Origin of the sequence: Pseudoalteromonas thalassia (assembly GCF_049257215.1) — a bacterium.
GTDB classification, from domain to species: Bacteria; Pseudomonadota; Gammaproteobacteria; order Enterobacterales; family Alteromonadaceae; genus Pseudoalteromonas; species Pseudoalteromonas lipolytica_C.
The window spans coordinates 44,771-63,325 of the sequence record NZ_JBMMUE010000020.1; the positions used below are offsets into that span (position 1 = coordinate 44,771).

The 18,555-nt window shown below is 40.9% G+C and carries 15 protein-coding genes; 10 read left to right on the top strand and 5 right to left on the bottom strand.

Annotation, left to right across the window (positions count from 1 at the left end; translation table 11 throughout):
• Nucleotides 1-2 precede the first annotated feature (2 nt).
• From AAEU31_RS18495 to icd, 5 genes are all read left to right on the top strand, one after another.
• Nucleotides 3-866 carry an acetoacetate decarboxylase gene (locus tag AAEU31_RS18495; protein ID WP_421967982.1) on the top strand — a complete coding sequence of 288 codons (864 nt, stop codon included), beginning with the start codon at nucleotides 3-5 and terminating at the stop codon, nucleotides 864-866.
• A gap of 9 nt (nucleotides 867-875) precedes the next feature.
• On the top strand, nucleotides 876-3,107 hold the full coding sequence (locus tag AAEU31_RS18500; protein ID WP_421967983.1) for an NAD(P)-binding protein: 2,232 nt from the start codon (nucleotides 876-878) through the stop codon (nucleotides 3,105-3,107).
• Nucleotides 3,108-3,249: 142 nt separating this feature from the next.
• Nucleotides 3,250-5,514 carry a TonB-dependent receptor gene (locus tag AAEU31_RS18505; protein ID WP_421967984.1) on the top strand — a complete coding sequence of 755 codons (2,265 nt, stop codon included), beginning with the start codon at nucleotides 3,250-3,252 and terminating at the stop codon, nucleotides 5,512-5,514.
• 37 nt (nucleotides 5,515-5,551) lie between these two features.
• Nucleotides 5,552-8,230: a 7TM diverse intracellular signaling domain-containing protein gene (locus AAEU31_RS18510; protein WP_421967985.1), complete on the top strand. Its 2,679-nt coding sequence runs from the start codon at nucleotides 5,552-5,554 to the stop codon at nucleotides 8,228-8,230.
• Between the two features lie 107 nt (nucleotides 8,231-8,337).
• Complete coding sequence (gene icd / locus AAEU31_RS18515) at nucleotides 8,338-9,603, top strand: NADP-dependent isocitrate dehydrogenase (protein ID WP_421967986.1); 1,266 nt, start codon at nucleotides 8,338-8,340, stop codon at nucleotides 9,601-9,603.
• 5 nt (nucleotides 9,604-9,608) lie between these two features.
• Here the strand turns inward: icd and AAEU31_RS18520 are convergent, their stop codons facing one another.
• The gene (locus AAEU31_RS18520) at nucleotides 9,609-10,052 is read right to left on the bottom strand and encodes a hypothetical protein (RefSeq protein ID WP_421967987.1); all 444 of its coding nucleotides are present in this window, start codon (nucleotides 10,050-10,052) and stop codon (nucleotides 9,609-9,611) included.
• A 111-nt stretch (nucleotides 10,053-10,163) separates the two neighbouring features.
• Nucleotides 10,164-11,111 (bottom strand): LysR family transcriptional regulator, encoded by a 948-nt coding sequence (locus tag AAEU31_RS18525; RefSeq protein ID WP_105180795.1) that lies wholly within the window; start codon nucleotides 11,109-11,111, stop codon nucleotides 10,164-10,166.
• Nucleotides 11,112-11,216: 105 nt separating this feature from the next.
• Here AAEU31_RS18525 and aceK point away from each other — a divergent pair, with 105 nt between their 5' ends.
• From aceK to AAEU31_RS18545, 4 genes are read left to right on the top strand one after another with little or no spacing between them, the layout of a single operon-like run.
• Nucleotides 11,217-13,046: a bifunctional isocitrate dehydrogenase kinase/phosphatase gene (gene aceK, locus AAEU31_RS18530; RefSeq protein WP_421967988.1), complete on the top strand. Its 1,830-nt coding sequence runs from the start codon at nucleotides 11,217-11,219 to the stop codon at nucleotides 13,044-13,046.
• Between the two features lie 51 nt (nucleotides 13,047-13,097).
• Nucleotides 13,098-13,490 (top strand): hypothetical protein, encoded by a 393-nt coding sequence (locus AAEU31_RS18535; protein ID WP_171040403.1) that lies wholly within the window; start codon nucleotides 13,098-13,100, stop codon nucleotides 13,488-13,490.
• A gap of 8 nt (nucleotides 13,491-13,498) precedes the next feature.
• Nucleotides 13,499-14,461: a zinc-binding dehydrogenase gene (locus tag AAEU31_RS18540; RefSeq protein WP_421967989.1), complete on the top strand. Its 963-nt coding sequence runs from the start codon at nucleotides 13,499-13,501 to the stop codon at nucleotides 14,459-14,461.
• 53 nt (nucleotides 14,462-14,514) lie between these two features.
• A complete protein-coding gene (locus AAEU31_RS18545; RefSeq protein ID WP_054561248.1) occupies nucleotides 14,515-14,775 on the top strand; it encodes a DUF2999 family protein in 261 nt (86 codons plus the stop codon).
• 58 nt (nucleotides 14,776-14,833) lie between these two features.
• Here AAEU31_RS18545 and AAEU31_RS18550 read toward each other — a convergent pair whose 3' ends face one another.
• Both AAEU31_RS18550 and AAEU31_RS18555 read right to left on the bottom strand, forming a co-directional pair.
• Entirely contained in the window at nucleotides 14,834-15,040 is a 207-nt protein-coding gene (locus AAEU31_RS18550) for a helix-turn-helix transcriptional regulator (RefSeq protein ID WP_054552938.1), read from the bottom strand.
• Nucleotides 15,041-15,499, bottom strand: coding sequence for a hypothetical protein (locus AAEU31_RS18555; RefSeq protein ID WP_421967990.1), 459 nt, complete (start codon nucleotides 15,497-15,499; stop codon nucleotides 15,041-15,043).
• A 185-nt stretch (nucleotides 15,500-15,684) separates the two neighbouring features.
• Between AAEU31_RS18555 and lepB the strand changes: the two genes are divergently transcribed.
• Nucleotides 15,685-16,344: a signal peptidase I gene (gene lepB / locus AAEU31_RS18560; RefSeq protein WP_421967991.1), complete on the top strand. Its 660-nt coding sequence runs from the start codon at nucleotides 15,685-15,687 to the stop codon at nucleotides 16,342-16,344.
• A gap of 63 nt (nucleotides 16,345-16,407) precedes the next feature.
• On the opposite strand, the gene metG is transcribed toward lepB, so the two are convergent.
• Nucleotides 16,408-18,432, bottom strand: a complete 2,025-nt coding sequence (metG, locus tag AAEU31_RS18565; protein ID WP_135925174.1) for a methionine--tRNA ligase — start codon at nucleotides 18,430-18,432, stop codon at nucleotides 16,408-16,410.
• Nucleotides 18,433-18,555: the final 123 nt, after the last annotated feature.

An 18,555-nucleotide genomic window follows, 5' to 3' on the forward strand; every position in this document is an offset into this window, starting at 1 on the left:
AAATGTATGGTTTTTTTGTCTCAGCATGTGAGCAAAAGATGCAGGCTTATGTTGATACTACATTGAATTTACTGGCTACAGATTCAGTCTCTTTTAATGTATTAGGTAGCAGTTGCTTGCTCACCTTCACTGACATAGAAAAAATCTCCTCTTTGACACCTCCCTTTTCAGAGCATGGGTGGATGCAAGAAACGGATATCATTATTTGGCTTCCCGTAGCAAAAATGGTCAAGGGAGATATTAATCACCTCTATTGGTATCCGGCGTTTATCAGCGTAAATAACATTTATGCTTTAATTAATGGCAGAGAGGCGTGGGGTTACAATAAATATTTATGTGAATATCAAATGCCATCTGCGTTAGATGACGCTGGTCGGTTTGCTCTATCCCTTGAATGCTTTGATGTGTTTAAACCTGATTCTAAATTAGCAATGCATGAGTTGCTAATTATTGAGCAAACGGACGCGAGCATCTCTGAAAATTTGCTCGACAACGTTTCACGATTTTCAAAACGCGTTACTGATTTATTTGATCCTCAAATTAAAGGTATTGATTTAGCACTGCTAAAACAATTGTTAGAGGGTTTCATTCATCCCCAGATGGATCAAATTTTGTTTAAGCAATTTCCCGATGGAGAGGGGGATAAAGCAGTTTATCAGAGCGTGGTTCATTCACCGTCTGTAATCAAAAAAGTCCATCAGTTAACACTTTTACACAATGATTTTAAGCTTAATGTTAAATCTCTGGCGAGTTTTCCGCTTAATGACATGTTCGGCATAGCACTTGGCAAACAATCTGTTCACTTACCGTTTTACGTCAATATGGATTTTGACCAACTTGGCGCAACTCAAGTTTTACCAGAGTAAAGGATAACCATGCAAAAAGAAAAAATTACTATTGTCGGTGGCGGTGTAGCAGCAATGACCGCTGCAGTTTATCTGACAGAGCAGTCAGACTGGCAGCAACATCGTGAAATAACCGTGTATCAACAGGGCTGGCGCTTAGGAGGCAAGGGCGCAAGTGGTCGTAATAGCCATTTTGGTCAGCGTATTGAAGAGCATGGTTTACATGTGTGGTTTGGTGCTTATGTAAATAGTTTTCGTACCCTTGAAGGAGTATATAACTCACTCAACCGACCTGCTAGTTGTTCGCTGGCAACCTGGCAGCAGGCATTCAAACCGCATAGTTTTATTGCTTTGCAAGAATTCATTGATAACGAATGGCAAACTTGGCCTATTGATTTTCCAACTGTTGCTGGAAATCCTGCTGATGGCAGCCTTGATATTTCGGTGTGGGATTTTATCACCATGACATTAGCATGGCTCAAAAAATGGACAGAAGGCATTGAGCTAGTGTGTCAGCAGCACCAAACTAAAACAAAATTGGTGACCAAAAAATCACGAGATCAGTCTTTACTTAAGTATATGTACCAAGAGATCAAAACGGATATTGATACCCAGCTTAGTGGGGCAAGGCAATTTATCGATGATATTGAGGCGGGAGCGGCAGAAGTAGTATCAAGTCCTCGCTCATTACTGACGCACTTATTGCAGTTTACTTCGCAGCAAACAACCCACACAAGTAAACAAGCTGATCGCCTCGTTATTTGGTATATCGTTCGCAAGATAAAGCGTTGGTTCAAAGAGCAGATAATTGACTTACTGGATGAAAACGCAGAACTAAGACGACTTTATATCTGCGCTGACTTAGCCATTGCTATGCTCACAGGGCTGATAAAAGATAAAGTCTACCGAGATGGCTTTGGTGTCATTAATTGCTACGATTTTCGTCAGTGGCTTGAAAAAAATGGAGCTAACAAAACTTACAGTGTGAATTCAGCACCGGTACGCGGTTTTTATGATTTAGTGTTTGCTTATCCAAATGGTGATTTTAATAAGCCGAATGTTGAAGCCGGTGTGGCTGCGCTTGCTATGTTACGTATTGGCCTTTGCTATAAAGGCGGTGTAATGTGGAAAATGCAAGCGGGTATGGGCGATGTTATTTTCGCGCCAATTTATGAATTATTAAAACAGCGTGGCGTTAAGTTTAAGTTCTTCCATCAGTTAACTAACTTATCTGCTGGGCAAACTGACCAAGGTGAGCCGCTGGTAAGTGAAATAGAGCTTTGTCAGCAAGTGAGCCTAAAAAATGAAGACTATGCGCCGTTAATTGATGTTAAACAATTACCTTGTTGGCCAAGTGAGCCAATTTACTCACAAATTAATTCTGAACAAGCACACCTTCTGCAAGAGTATCAAATAAACCTTGAGTCTTTTTGGAGTAACTGGCCAGAAGTTTACCAAGAGCATTTTAATACAGCACTGCCATCTATCACTCTTCGTCATGGTATCGACTTTGATACGCTTATTTTAGGTGTGTCGGTTGCTTCACTTGAGCATGTAGCCCCTGAATTACTCGCTGTTGATTATGCGCTCTCTCTACAAGCAACAAAAGTTCAAAGTGTGGCTACGCAAGCTTGCCAAGTCTGGTTGAATAAAACTAACCAGCAACTGGGTTTTAAAGACACAGTTCCAAGCAATGAGGGGCCTATATTAAGTGGCTTTGTTGAGCCGTTTGATACCTGGGCTGCGATGGGTAATTTAGTCGATAAAGAAGATTGGCCAAGCGACAGTGGCCCAAAAAATATTGCTTATTTTTGTAGTGCATTTAGTTGTGATAGTTACCCTCCTGCAACTGCACATCAGTTTCCAGAGCAAATGAAGGCAGAAGTCAAACGCAACATGCATAATTTGTTTAGTTCAGATATGCAGGCACTTTGGCCTGATGCGTATGTTGATAACAAATTTGATTGGCAGGTTTTTTATAGTGATCCTCACAGTATTTTACCAGTATCAGAACAGCAGTACTGGCGCGTTAATATAGACCCCAGTGAGCGCTATGTGTTATCTGTGGTTGATTCGAGTAAATACCGCCTTGCAACTGATGGTAGTCAGTTTATCAATTTACGGATCACTGGCGATTGGATAAAAACCGGAGTTAATGCGGGCTGTGTTGAAACTGCTGTAATGGCTGGTATGCAAACGGCACGTTCTATTTGCGGTCTACCCAAAACGATTAGCGGTGAACATGCGTTTGAAAAAGAATGATCATGCTGATGGCAATTATGGTGTTGATTACAAATAACTAGTCTTTGTTATTTGTATGCGACTTTAATCTTTGTTTTGGTCTATACTAAGCTGGAAATTACAAGAATTTAACAGGTTTCCCTCTTTTAAGGTCAAAATGCGAATGAAGCGTCCTTTTCTTATTGATCCAAAGCTGAAGACACTATCTTGTTCAAGCTTGGTACTCTGTGTCATTGCAAGCGCTGTTGCGCAGGCTGCAGAGACTAGAAAAGACATGGAAGTCATTAGTGTATACGCACAAAAGCGTCCTCAAGCAATTGAAGACGTTAGCGTGGCGGTGAGCCAAGTGAAAGGACAATTACTCAAGAATCAACATATTAAAGATTCAACTGAGATTGGTTTATTCTCACCTAATGTAAAAATAACGCAAAACGCCGCAGAGGGGACACCTCCCGCAGTAAGTATTCGTGGGGTGGGTCTTCTTGACTACAACACCGCAAATACGTCACCTGTTGCCATGTATCTTGATGGTGTGGCTGTTGGCTCCGCCAATAACCAAATTGTGAATTTGTATGATATTGAGCAACTCGAAATTTTACGCGGCCCACAAGGGACTTTATTTGGTCGTAATTCAACGGGTGGTGCTATCCTTATTCGCTCAAACCGGCCTGAGCTTGATAGCTATGGATTATTGAGCTTAGGAGTAGCCAATAACAATGGCACGAGCCTCGATGGCGTGTGGAATCAGCAATTAACTGACTCTAGTGCATTACGTGTTGCTGTTAACTATCAAGACTACCAATACTCAACAAAAAATACCTTTGCAGACTCGCCAACGGCAGGCATGGAGCAAAAAAATGCCCGTGTATCTTTTTCGTCTGAATGGGATGAGGTTGATCTTTACCTGCAAGCGCATATTGAAGATTGGGACGGTATTGTCCAGCCTGTAGGGAGTATTGGTGTTGTAGCGAACCCTTTAACCGGAGAACTTTGTTCACCAGCAGATGCGGGGTCAACACGCTGTTTTGATAACTTTGGCTTTAATGATGGTAGTGATGACTTTTTTGAGGTAAGCGTAAATAATGACTCACCTCATAAATCTGATGGCTATGGCTTTATCGCTGAAGTAAATTGGCATGTAAACGAGCAAACTACATTTACTTCATTGTCGAGCTTTAATGATCTACAAAGAAGCCATGCCTTTAATTGCGATGGTTCACCAGCTCGCTTATGCGAAGGGGTACTTGGGTTAGATACCCAAATGTTTAGCCAAGAATTTAGATTGTTAAATGAATTTGCAGATTACACGCTAACGAGTGGTGTTTATTTCGCGGATGAAACCATTGAGCAAGATAATTTAAATGATATTTTACGCGATTTTCGCGGCATTTTACCAACAAACTTAACTGCTACCTTTATCTACGATAATGAAATCAAGATGCAGAATTTGGCCGTGTTTAGCCAAATTGAAGTGCCTGTCGCAGAACAGTGGATGATTACAGCAGGTCTTAGATATGACTATGAATCACTAGAGTATGACTCAATCGCCACATTAAATACCGTGGTTGATGTGAACGATTTAAGTGGTGTGCTGGTGCCATTTTATCGCGTTACTGATGAGCAATCAGATAACGGTTTTACAGGGCAAATTGCGGTTAATTACCGTTATTCTGATGCAAGCAATGTTTATTATCGATTTGCAAATGGCAGTAAAAGTGGCGGCTACAATGGCGGATTCTTATCATCTGAAGAACAAGCAACTTTAGCGAATTACGGTAAAGAGCGCTTGAATGCCCATGAAATTGGCTTAAAGTCGTACTGGCCTAAGCAACAATTAAGAATGAACTGGGCGGCGTTTTATTATGATTACAACGACCAACAAGTGTTTATGAACCAAGCGTCAGAAACACCGCAAATGCCGCCTGTGCAATTACTTGAAAATGTTGCTGATTCAATAATCTATGGTCTTGAAACTGAAATTAACTATCAAGCAACTAAGCAATTAGCCATGTTACTTGCAGTGGGTTATATCCCCCATGCAGAATTTGACGACTATGTTGACCCACTTGGTAATAGCATTACCGATAATCAACTGCCTTTTACCTCTAAATGGAATGTCTCAGCAGGTTTAAAATACGACACTAGCTTAGCGTCGTATCCGTTATCAGCGAACATCATATACGACTATCAGTCTGAGTTTTATTTTGATCAAAACATGAATCCCTATGCCCGCCAAGAAGGCTTTAGTATTGTTAATGCGCATCTAAAATACGATGTTGATAATTGGTCATTTACTTTGTGGGGCAAAAATTTATTTGATACTGAATACAGTCAGTTAAAGTTCGATTTAAGCTCGTTCCTAGGCATGCTTGAAGACTTTAAAGGAGAAGGGAGACGATATGGTTTTGACGTTTCTTTTCAATTTTAATTACCAGCAGGCTTGTTGTAGTGAAGGAGTCTAGTGAATGCGGTTAAAGCTGTGTATTTGTGGTCTGCTTTTTCTATTATTATGTTCTTCGGTCTTTGCACAAGAGACATTTGTATACACGAATGTCTCAGCGGAGCAAAACCTGCATGATGTTGGGCAAGTTTTAAGCGCAAACGATAATATGTTTCCGTCGTCAGTGGCTGATATCTCTAAATGGCGCGCAAATAAAAAGCCACAATCTCGTATTAGCTCAGTCGGAGGCAGTTATTGGCTAATCGTTGAAATAGAAAATCAAAGTGAATTTGAAGATTTAGTACTTTATCCCTACAACACTCTTGTATCAAAAATAGAAAGTCGAATCTACGACATGACTGATCCAAACTCACCGGTTCAGCAGTTTGTTACAGGCGGTGTAAAACCAAATCAATTTGCCTTTCACTATGGTAACCGCTTATCTCTTGAAAAAGATAAACACTATACGCTAATCACTTATTTTGAAAGTGATTACTTTTATACCCCAGCAAAACTGGTACTAACACCTTATCAAGATTATTTTGAAACCATTACTCTTGAAAATATGATCATGATGCTCTGTTTTGGAGTGGGGATTGCGTTAGGACTTTATAACTTATTAATTTATTTAGTCTCACGTGATGTTACTCACCTTTACTATGCGTTATTTACGGCATCTTGGGTGTTTGCATGGAGTCATTTTTTTCATATATCAGACCAGTTGTTTGGCTACTACAACCCGCATCTTCATTGGCTAGGTTTTGCCTTAACACCATTAACCAATATTTTGTTTTACAATAATTTACTCAAATTAAAAGAAACGTTCCCTAAGCTCGCTCAATTATCCTTAACGGTAGGGGTTATTGCGACTTTAGGCATCCCTTTTTGTGTTTTATGGCCAAGCTTTGGTTTTTATTGGGCGACATTAGTAACCGGTGTTGCTTTGTGTTTAGGCTTGTACATTGGTATTCGTTGTATGCTGATTGGCTTTAAGCCGGCACGTTATTTTGTGCTTGCCTATATTGCCATGATGCTACCGAACATGGTCGGGAATTTAACTAATTTAGGCTTGTTGCCAGCCACCTCAATTAATTTGTATTTATTGGGTTTGATAGGCACGGCAATGGACGCTATGTTGCTAGCATTTGCTGTTGCTGACAAGTTTAGGTTATTACATGATGACAACGTAGAGCTAAACAAAAACTTAGAAGAAAAAGTACAACTAAGAACCTTAGAGCTTGAAGAGTTGGCTGATGAATTACGAGATGCCAATGAAGCCAAAAGTCGCTTTTTGGCAAATATCAGCCACGAAATTCGTACCCCAATGACCTCAATAATTGGCTATGCAGATGGCATTATGCTTGGTGATATCAAGCCTCATGAGCGTAATCATGGTATTGGCGTTATTTTACAAAATAGCCGCCATGTTCTTGGGTTAATAAACGATATACTCGATATGTCAAAAATTGAGGCAAACAAGCTAGAGATTGATTTAGTCGAAACAGATTTGTTTGCCACCATTGCCAATATTGAGTCGTTGATCGGTAAGCAAATACGCGATAAAGGCTTAAAATTCAGTGTGGATTATCAGTTTCCACTACCAGATTATATTATTACTGATCCAAGTCGTTTACGACAAATCCTGTTAAATTTAACTACCAATGCACTTAAATTCACACAAGTCGGCCGAATAACACTTACGGTTAGTTGTGAAAATGACGTGCTTTCGATCAGTGTAAAAGACACAGGTATTGGCATGACAGATAAAGAGCAGCAAGCTTTATTTAGTGCTTTTTATCAGGCTGATTCAAGTATTTCTCGCCAGTATGGCGGTACCGGGCTTGGTTTAAATATTTCAAAAAGTCTTGCTAAGAAGCTTGATGGGGATATCTTTGTTAAAAGCAATGTCGGTTCTGGCAGTGAGTTTATTTTTTCTATGTCCGTTTACACTACTGATAATACTCGCTGGCTTAATGATATGAGTGAAGTTAGGCTCGTTGAAACCTCACCATTTAGTAAACTCGATGCGCCAGAAAATCTAAAAGGGCGCGTGCTACTAGCTGAAGACCATCCAGATAACCGACGTTTAATTGCACGAATATTAGAGCGAATGGGCCTAACAGTGACTACAGTCGAAAATGGCAAAGACGCTGTGCAAGCGACCTTAGAAGACAGCTTTGATCTTATTTTACTTGATATTCAAATGCCGATTATGGACGGTCAAGAAGCATTAAAAATGATGCAGGCAACAGGTGTTACTGCACCTATCATTGCCCTGACTGCCAATACTATGAAACATGAAGTCACCCGTTATATGAAACAAGGCTTTAATGATTTAATAGCCAAACCAATTGACAGAAATGGCTTTAGCCACAAAATTGCCAGCTATTTAGATTGTGATGAATTGGCAGACATCAAGTTGCCCGAAAAAGAATTTCAGGCCCTCAAAGATGACTATATTAAAGGCCTTGAAAGCCAGTATGTAGAAATGCGTGAACAGTATAAAAACATGGATATCGATGGTTTAAGTAGAAATGTTCATATGTTAAAAGGCGCAGCCAATATGTTCGAATGTGAAAAGCTTTATGTTAAGGCCGTTGCTGTAGATACTGCGCTGAAAAACGACACCGTCACGATTGATACACAACTTATCGCCTCGTTGTTTTGCGCGATGGAAGATGAGATAGCCAATGTCATTCACTAATAATTGATACATCAATTAGTTGAATGCTCGTTATTTCGCTATGAGCACAGACAAATTAGCTATTTCTTGATACTAATAATGTTAAAACATATTGCTTGGAAAGTTTGATGCAGTATCAACACATTTCGGTGCCAGCAAAGGGCGCACAAATTACTATCGATAGTAAAGGGCGATGGCATATTCCTGACAATCCGGTTATTGCTTATATTGAAGGCGATGGTGTTGGCCAAGATATTTCTCCTGTAATGCGTGATATTGTTGATGCTGCGGTGAGTCATGCTTATCAAGGTGATAAACAAATACATTGGATGGAAGTGTTCAATGGCGAAAAAGCTGCCGCGCTTTACGATGGTGATTGGTTCCCGCAAGAAACCTTACATGCTGTCAGGCAATATAAAATTGCTATCAAAGGGCCGTTAACTACTCCTCTTGGTGGTGGTTTTCGTTCTTTAAATGTGGCTCTTCGTCATGAGATGGATTTATTCGTAAACATGCGGCCCATTCGCAGTTATCCACACTTACCATCACCTTTAAAAGAACCTGAAAAAACCAATATCACTGTAATACGCGACAGCTCTGAAGACGTTTACTCGGGCATTGAGTGGCAAGCTGGCAGTATTGATAACGAGCGTATGCTTGATTTTTTGTGTCAAGAAATGGGTGTTACCCGACTTCGTTTTGATAACCAATGCGGCATTGGCATTAAAAATAGCTCGAAAGAGGCGGCAGAACGCTTGATGCGTTACGCTCTCAACTTTGCCCTTAAAGAGCACAGTGAATCCCTTACTGTGGTGCACAAAGGCAATGTACTCAAATTTACCGATGGCGCGTTTAAACGCTGGGCATTTGCACTTGCTGAGCAAGAGTTTAACGCTGTAGCGCATGAAAATGGTCGTTGGTTAGTGATCAAACGAGACGATCAAGATGATTTAATCATCAAAGAAGTGATTGCCGATAACATGCTACAACAAGCGCTGCTCACCCCAGAGCAATTCGATGTGGTGGTGACAACAAATCAAAACGGTGATTACTTGGCTGATATGCTTACAGCGCAGGTGGGTGGCGTGGGTATTATGCCTGCAGCAAATTTAAATAATGAAGTGGCTTTTTTTGAACCGACTCATGGTACATTTAATCGCATCGCCGGTGAAGACAGCGCAAATCCAACAAGCAGTATTTTAAGTGCGGTCATGATGCTACGTTTTATGGGCTGGCATCAAGCTGCGGATAACATTGAAAAAGCGCTTGAACAGACGCTTAGCGCAAATGAAATGACGTTTGATTTAGCTAACCTAGTAGCCGGTGCGACGATGCTTAGTTGCAGTGATTTTGCAAAAAGCATCATCGCTCGAATAAGTAACTCAAATAATTAACCATATTAAGCGGCATTGGCATTTTTAACAGCGTAGACACATGGTTTACCTGTTAATTGTGCTGCACGTTGGTAAATGTGCTCTGCACCTGGTTCGTTACTTGTCATGCCTGTTAATGTGTCCATTAACGCTACCACTAAAATTGCCGGTACTTGGCAACAGTATTCATCGAGCACTGCGGTTGTAGTTTGCGCATCTACATGACAATGCGGGTGAGTGCGAACTGTGCTATATGCTTTTAACAGTGTGTCTGCTTGTAAAACATCATCATCTTGATGTTTGGTTTTACGGCATTGGCAGCCAAACTCATCAACCATCGTTGCCAGTGTTTGGTAAATTTCTTCGCAAGCTAAATCGCTTTTTTTACAAAGCTGCTGCTCGATGAATGAGTGTAATTGACCATTAATGTAAAGGCCGTCCTGTTGAGTGAATTGCGCTGAAGTTTCCATAATCATTTTCTCTTTGTTTATTTGCTTAACTTCACTCTAGCCCTTCACTCATTATTTATGAAATTGTTGTTTTCAATAACTGATATTGATTTTATCAATATTATGTTGTTTTTAGCGATCAGCCACCGTACCGGCAAAGGCAAGTAGCTCTCTGCGCAGCCACTGGTGCGGGTTTGCGTGATGTAACAAAGGGCTCCATAACATTTTCACTTCAATAGGAACTATTTGAAATGGCACTGGACTTATCACCAAATCAGTGTGTTTTGCTAATAACATGGCTTGGCGGCGAGGGAGTGTGGCGATAAGTTTTGGTGATTGGCACAGCAAGCTTGCCACCATGTAATGGCGGGTGAACACACGAATATTGCGGGTTTGTTCTAATTGCCATAATGCCTCATCGACCCAGCCGAGTTTTTGGCTGCCTGATTTATTCGTCACGGCCGCTTCTACGCCCCAACCAGCCCGATTCACCCAAATGTGTTCTTGAGCAAGGTAGCCTTCGAGGTTTTGCTGTTGTAAATAAGGGTTGTCTGGGTGTGTTAAGCAGCAGTAATTGTCGCGCCACACACTGGCTTGATGGAATGAGCGGGGCAGGCCGTTAAAGCGGTTAATAGCAAGGTCGATGGTGCCTTTTTCCATATCCTGAAGATTAACATCGCTTGGGCTCAAAATATCAAAATTAAGCCCCGGATTTTTTGCTAGCTGCTGGGTAATAAACGGCGCAATAAGCGTTGATTCTAAGTAGTCGTTTGCCATGATCCGAAACGTAATATTTGCGGTGCTCGGGTCGAATATTTCACTTGGCTGAGTAATTTCTTCGGCCATTTTTAACAGTGATTCTATTTCAGGTTTAAGGCTGAGCGCTTTTGCGGTTGGCGTCATTGTGCCAGCGGCTCGCACTAATAATGGATCATCAAATAAATCACGCAAACGCTTAAGGGCGTTACTCATTGCTGGCTGAGTCAAAGCCAGCTTATTGGCGGCTTTAGACACACTTTGTTCATCAATGAGGACATTTAAATACACCAATAGGTTGAGGTCGACGTGCCTAATATTCATTTGATCAATCTTATTTATTATCTTTATTAATTACCTAAATTAAAGCGTGCTTGCTATTGTGTGTAAACAAGGCGACTAAAATAATCAGCATAAGCGATAAAAATAATGCCACAGCAGAGTTCACATTTGGCTGTTAAATCACACAGCGAACAGTTAAATCAGGTCGTAGCGACTAAGCTTGCCCGTGCGGTGTATGCTGGCTTTGAGGCTATGTTTGCAGAGTTTTTAAATATTACCCTCGGTGCGCAAAGTCGCTTTGAACAGCGCCAGTGGCATCAAGTTCAAGGGGCTATGAAATCGCGATTGCAGGTTTACGAGGGGCAAGTCAAAAAGGTAAGCCAAGCGGTAAAAATTATTGCTTATAGTGAAGTGGACGACCCAGCGCTTTGGCTATTAGCCAAACAAATATACGCAGAGATGGTGCAAAGCCACGAAAATCAGCCCATTGCTCATACGTTTTTTAATTCAACCTTCGGTGCAATCTGGGACTCTCGAAAAATCCGCAATGTGCACTTGTTTGTACTAAAAGCGCGCTATCAATTGGGGCCAAGGCCCTTTGATTCATTGGTTAGCCGTATTTCCCTGCAAAATGGCTTTGAAACTGCGATCAGCAGCTTGATCAAACGTCATGTGTTTCGCTCACAATACGCTAACTTTGCTGATGATGTTGCCATGTTACAGCGCACCTTGATTGCCGGAGCAAAACAGCAATGCCCACAAGTTTATGAGCTGCTTGCTCTTAATGATGGCTATATTGAATACGCTAATTCATTGTTTTTTAGAAATAAAGCCTGTTACATCATAGGTCGCTGTATTGCTAAAAATGGCGATAACATGCCATTTGCGATTGCGCTATTAAACAGTGAAAAAGGTCTGCACATTGATGCTGTGGTGATGGGAGCTGATCAATTAAGCTTGTTGTTTGGCTTTGCGCGTACATATTTTATGGTCGATACTGACCAACCCGCCCGATACGTTGATTACCTCAGTGTTTTAATGCCTCATAAGCAACGCTTTGAGTTGTTTAATGCCATAGGCTTTATCAAACACGCGAAAACCGAGTTCTATCGCTACAAAGTTGATACCACCCGTAATAGTCCTGTTGACGATAAATACACACTTGCGCCGGGTACGCCAGGCATGGTGATGCTGGTATTTACCACCCCAGGCTCAGATTATGTGTACAAGGTAATAAAAGATAAATTTAGCGCACCAAAAACGGCCACCAAGCAACAAGTAATGGCCAAGTACGACTTTGTTAAACAAGCCGACCGAGTAGGCCGGCTAGTTGATACCCATGAATTTCGTTATTTAGCGTTTGATTTAAGCCGATTTAGTGAAGAGCTTATAGAAACAATGCAGCAGCAAATTGCTGATAGCCTAGTGATTTCGGGAAATGCACTTATTTTGCGCCATGTGTATGTAGAGCGCAAAATGACACCGCTTAATTTGTACATCAACGACTGTGATGAGCGAAAACTGCAGCAAGTTATGGTTGATTACGGTAAGGCAATAAAAGAGCTCGCGGGGGCTAATATCTTTCCCGGTGATATGCTGATGAAAAACTTTGGTGTAACCCGTTGGGGAAGAGTGGTGTTCTATGACTACGATGAAATTTGCCCTTTGACAGAGTGTCAATTTAGAGAGCTGCCAAAAACAGAGGATTCATTGGATGAACTCAGTAGCGAAAGCTACTTCGATATTGCCGAAAACGACGTATTTCCGAGCCAGTTTAAAATCTTTTTTAGCGCCAATAAGCGGGCCTTTGAGCACTTTAATGCAGCCCATCAAGATATATTTACAGCTACTATGTGGCAGCAACTCCAAGCGGCTATAAACGATGGGCAATTGCTTGATGTATATCCTTATAAACAGTCTTGGCGTTTTTCTTCGATGAGAGCTCAAATGAAAAAATCTCATCCTACAACTGTTTAATAGGAACATAGTGTTAGCGTATGCTATTGAAAAATTGCTAAGGAACGCACTATGAAAAACACACTGTTATTATCGAGTTTATTTATTTCGTCTATGGTAAGCGCCAATCCGTTATTAGGTAGCTGGCAATTTGTTGAAGGCAAATATGCAACCAATGACGGCTATGTGACGGCAAAAGCGCCAGAAATTACCTCTGTTAAACTGATTACACCCAGTCATTTTAGCTATATCACCCAAAAGCAAGGCAACTTTCATTATGCTGGTGGCGGCAAATATGTTTTGCAAGACCAGCAATTTATCGAAACTTTTTCCTATGGTAATGTACCTTCATTACTTGGCAAGACCATGGCATTTGATTACAAAATAGAAGGTGATTTGTGGCACCACACCTTGTATGAAAATGGCAAATTAGTCGAAGCTGAGGTCTGGCAACGAATTAAATAGAAGGTGATATGCGTTATATTAAGCACGAAGACTCACAGTTACATTTTGCGCAAACAGATAAACCAACTCTAAAAGATAACGAAGTTCTTATTGCTGTAGCGGCGATCGGCGTTAATCGCGCAGATTGTTTACAGCGACAGGGCAAATATCCAGCACCCAAAGGTGACAGTGAAATATTAGGTTTAGAATGCGCCGGAACCATTGTTGAGCAAGGTAGTGCAGTATCGGGTGACCTGCTTAATAAGCGCGTTTTTGCCTTGTGTGCGGGTGGTGCTTATAGTGAATATGTTGCCGTTGATGCTGCGCAAGTGATGCCTTTACCAGATGCAATGAGCATGGCACAGGGCGCAGCTATCAGCGAAGTATACTTAACGGCTTTTTCTGCTTTGTTTCAATTTGGTCAGCTTAAAGCGGGGCAAACGGCACTGATTCATGCGGGAGCCAGTGGTGTAGGTGGTGCGGCAATTCAAATGGCAAAGCGCGCAGGCGCTCAAGTAGTGATTACCGCGGGCAGCGATGAAAAGTGCGAGCATGCCAAGCAGCTTGGCGCAGACCATACTATCAATTATAAAACCACCGACTTTGTAGAATATTTTAAAGCCAATAATTTACAGGCCAATACCATTGTTGATCCTGTATCAGGAAGCTATTTAAATAAAAATGCTGCTGTTGCAGCCATGGATTGCCAAATTGTGATGTTAGCATTTTTAGATGCACGGTTTGCTGAGGTTGACTTTGCAAGGCTGCTTAGTAAGCGGGTTTCATTTCATGCATCAACGTTACGTAACCGTTCAATTGAATTTAAGCGCGATTTAAAAGAGCAGTTTATATCGCGCTTTTATGATGATTTGGCTAAAGGGTTGTTCGATTGCAATATCTATAAAACCTTAAATTGGCAAGAGGCAAATGAGGCGCACCGCATTTTAGATAACAACGAAAATTCGGGAAAAGTGGTTCTGTTAGTTGAATAACAGCAATTTGCCCATATTATTGGTTTTATTAGTAGTTAAAAGTAAAGGTTAGTATGAACCCAATTATTGCAATGCTCAAAGAGCACAATGTTAGTGATGAAAAAGTGCGTGAGCTGTTCCAAGCGTTTATGGAAAACCCAATGATGGCAATGGGTTTGGTTCAACAGTTAGGTATTCCACCAGAGAAGCTTCAACAATTGATGGCATTAGTGATGACTCAGCCACATCTTATTAAAGAAGCGGCTGAATCAGTTGGCATCAGTGATGATGAAGTTGAACAAGCCAAAGCGCAGTTCAAAAATCAGCAGTCATAAAATTGAATGATTCGAATTGAAAAAAGGTTAGCTATTAGGCTAACCTTTTTTGTTGATATTATTGATACGAAAACACGTCGTCCAGTTTTTTATCAAATAACTGTGCAATCTTAAAAGCCACCTCAAGAGAGGGGGAATATTTACCTTTTTCAATCGCTACTATGGTTTGTCTTGAAACCCCAACAGCCTCTGCCAATGCTTGCTGAGTCATTTCATTGTGATGAAATCGAAGTTCACGAATGGTATTACTGAGCTGTTTTGTCATTTAGCTGTCTCTTCGATATAAATACGCTTTGCTAGCAATAGTAATAATTTCACTCACTAAAAAACCAATAATAAGAAAGTGCATAATATTATATAGATCAGAGACCTCAGGTAACAGCATACGTCCAGATGCACGCTCAATTTGCGTTGTTAAAAATACACACATTAAGATAATTGCGGAGCAAAACCAATGACCAAGTTTGGTGCTTTTTAGCTCAATAAGCTTATCGCGCTCATCATCTCCTAAGTCTGCTTCTTTGTGTTTAATACCCGCAAGCACAGATTGCATAATGATCTCTAAGATCACCGCTACTACAACAACCTTATACAAATAAGACACCATGGTATCTTGGTTAAGCTCACCTGCAGCTTGAAGTGAATTAATCCCTAAAAGGTAATAGCTTAAAAGGCCAATGGTTACCACCAAGGTGCCCCAAATTGTCATTTCTTTGTAGCTCATCGTTATTATCCAATGTAAAAAATATTTGACTTGGTGTTAAGTAAACTACTCATTACTTGTGGTGTCAAATAATTTTGACATCATGTATGGTATTTTTATCATTGACGTATTTCGTTACATTTAGTTAAGAACTAATTCTTACCACAGTGGCTCTTATGAAAACAAACAACAAATAAGGAACGAATATGAACTGGCTTTTGAAAGTATGGAAAAATAACCGCTCGTTGATTTTATTTATCTGCTTGATGAGTGTTTTTAGAAGTGCGGTGGCTGATTGGTATGAAGTGCCAACAGGTTCAATGAACCCGACCATCGTTGAAGGGGATCGAATTTTAACAGATAAAATGGCTTATGATCTGCGTGTGCCATTTAGTCATATTTCGCTAATGCGCACAGATGAGCCAAAAGCCGGTGATATCATTGTATTTGACTCTAAAGCTGCAAATAATCGCTTAATAAAGCGTGTCGTTGGCGTGCCGGGAGATACAGTGACATTAGTAGATAATAAATTGATCATTAACGGCAAAGCGCTTGATTACGAACTAGATAATGATGAGCAACAGCAGCAGACACTTATTGAAAACCTTGCCGGTGTTCAGCACGCTATTCAAATATCAAAAACGGCTTCGGTGATGCAGCATTTTGCCCCTGTCGTTATCCCCAAGGACATGTATTTAGCGATGGGTGATAACCGCGATAATAGTGCAGACTCGCGAGTAATTGGCTTAGTGCCTCGCAGTGAGTTATTAGGTAAAGCTAAAAGAGTGCTTGTATCACTCGATTATGATGATTATTACTTACCTCGAAAAGAGCGGGTTTTGCATGATTTATACTTAGCACCTTAGCTAAACAAAAAAACCGTTGTGCCTTAAACACAACGGTTCATTTATAAGCTAGTAATTGTGTAATTACATTACACGCATACCAGGCTCTGAGCCTTCATCTGGGTTAAGAATATAAATTTCTTTACCGCCAGGGCCAGCTGCTAATACCATGCCTTCAGACATACCAAAACGCATCTTACGAGGCTTAAGGTTCGCTACCATAACCGTTAGCTTGCCTTCGATGTCTTCAGGAGCATACGCAGATTTAATACCTGCAAATACTTGGCGCGTTTCGCCACCTAAATCTAAAGTTAGTTTTAATAACTTATCTGCGCCTTCAACATGTTCTGCTTTAGCAATTTTCGCTACACGTAAATCAACTTTAGCAAAGTCGTCAAATTCGATTTCAGGGCTGATTGGCTCTTTAGCTAGTGGGCTGTTTGGATCAATCTTGTCTTTTTCAGCAACTAGGCTTTCTTTTGATTCTTCAATCATTTTGTTTACTTTATCCATTTCAACACGTTGCATTAACGGTTTGAATTTATTGATTGCGTGACCAACAAGCGCTGTTTGCGCGCCTTGCCATGTTAAACCGTCGTTTAAGAAGGCTTCAACGTTTGCTGCCATACCCGGCAGAACAGGTTTTAAGTAAGTGATAAGTACACGGAACATATTCAAACCAAGTGAGCAAACATCGTGTGCTTCTTGTTGTTTTGTTTCGTCTTTAATTAACACCCACGGCGCTTTAGCATCAATGAATTGGTTTGCTTTATCAGCAAGGGCCATGATTTCACGAATTGCACGGCTGTAATCACGGTTTTCATAGTGATTTGCGATGCTTGCAGAAGCTGCTTGGAACTCACCTAATAGCGCTTCGTCCATTACGGTGTCGCTAAGCTTACCGTCAAACTTCTTCGTGATGAAACTTGCACAGCGACTTGCGATATTAACCACTTTACCTACTAAGTCTGAGTTTACACGCAGTGCAAAGTCTTCAAGGTTTAAATCAAGGTCAGTGATGCCGTTGTTTAGTTTTGCTGCGTAGTAATAACGAAGATACTCAGGATCTAGGTTATCAAGATAAGTACGTGCTTTTACAAAGGTGCCTTTTGATTTAGACATCTTCGCGCCATTTACAGTCACAAAACCGTGTGCAAAAACGTTAGTAGGTTTTCTGAATTTTGCACCATCTAACATTGCCGGCCAGAATAGGCTGTGGAAATAGATAATGTCTTTACCAATGAAGTGGTAAAGCTCTGCATCTGAGTCTTCGCGCCAGAATGCATCAAAATCAATCCCTTTTTTGTCGCACAGGTTTTTAAAGCTCGCCATGTAGCCAATTGGCGCATCTAACCATACATAGAAATATTTACCCGGTGCGCCAGGGATTTCAAAACCGAAGTAAGGTGCATCACGGCTGATATCCCACTGCTGTAAGCCATCAGCAAACCATTCATCAAGCTTATTCGCCATTTCTTGTTGAATCGTACCTGAGTGTAACCACTCTTTAAGCATGTCTTCAAAAGCAGGAAGGTCGAAGAAGTAATGCTCCGAATCTTTTAAGATTGGCTCAGCGCCAGACATTACAGAGCGTGGGTTGATAAGTTCAGTTGGGCTGTATGTAGCACCACAAGAATCACAGCTGTCGCCATTTTGATCTTCAGACTTACACGTTGGGCAAGTGCCTGTTACAAAGCGATCAGGTAAGAAGATACCTTTCTCTGGGTCGAAAAGTTGAGAAATAGTATGCTTTTTAATGTGACCTGCTTCATTTAAACGGTTGTAGATTAACTCGCTAAAGTGACGGTTTTCTTCACTGTGCGTGCTGTGATAGTTATCAAACTCAATGTTGAAATCAGCAAAGTCACGTTGACGTTCAACACTGACATTTTTAACCATCTCTTCTGGCGTGATCCCTTGCTTTTGCGCATTAAGCATAATTGGTGTGCCGTGAGCATCATCCGCGCAAACGTAGTAGGTTTCATGACCTTGTTGTTTTTGGAAACGCGCCCAAATATCAGTTTGGATATATTCTAGTAAATGACCTAAGTGAGTCGGGCCATTGGCATAAGGTAATGCGCTAGTAATCAGGATCTTTCGCTGTGCCATAATCATTCCGAATTGAGATTAGTTCGATGCAAACATGCACGAATATCATTATTTAATCCATTGCCAGTTGTTTATATACAAGCTAAAGCAATGATATTATCTAATTGTCTGGTTTTAATGCCT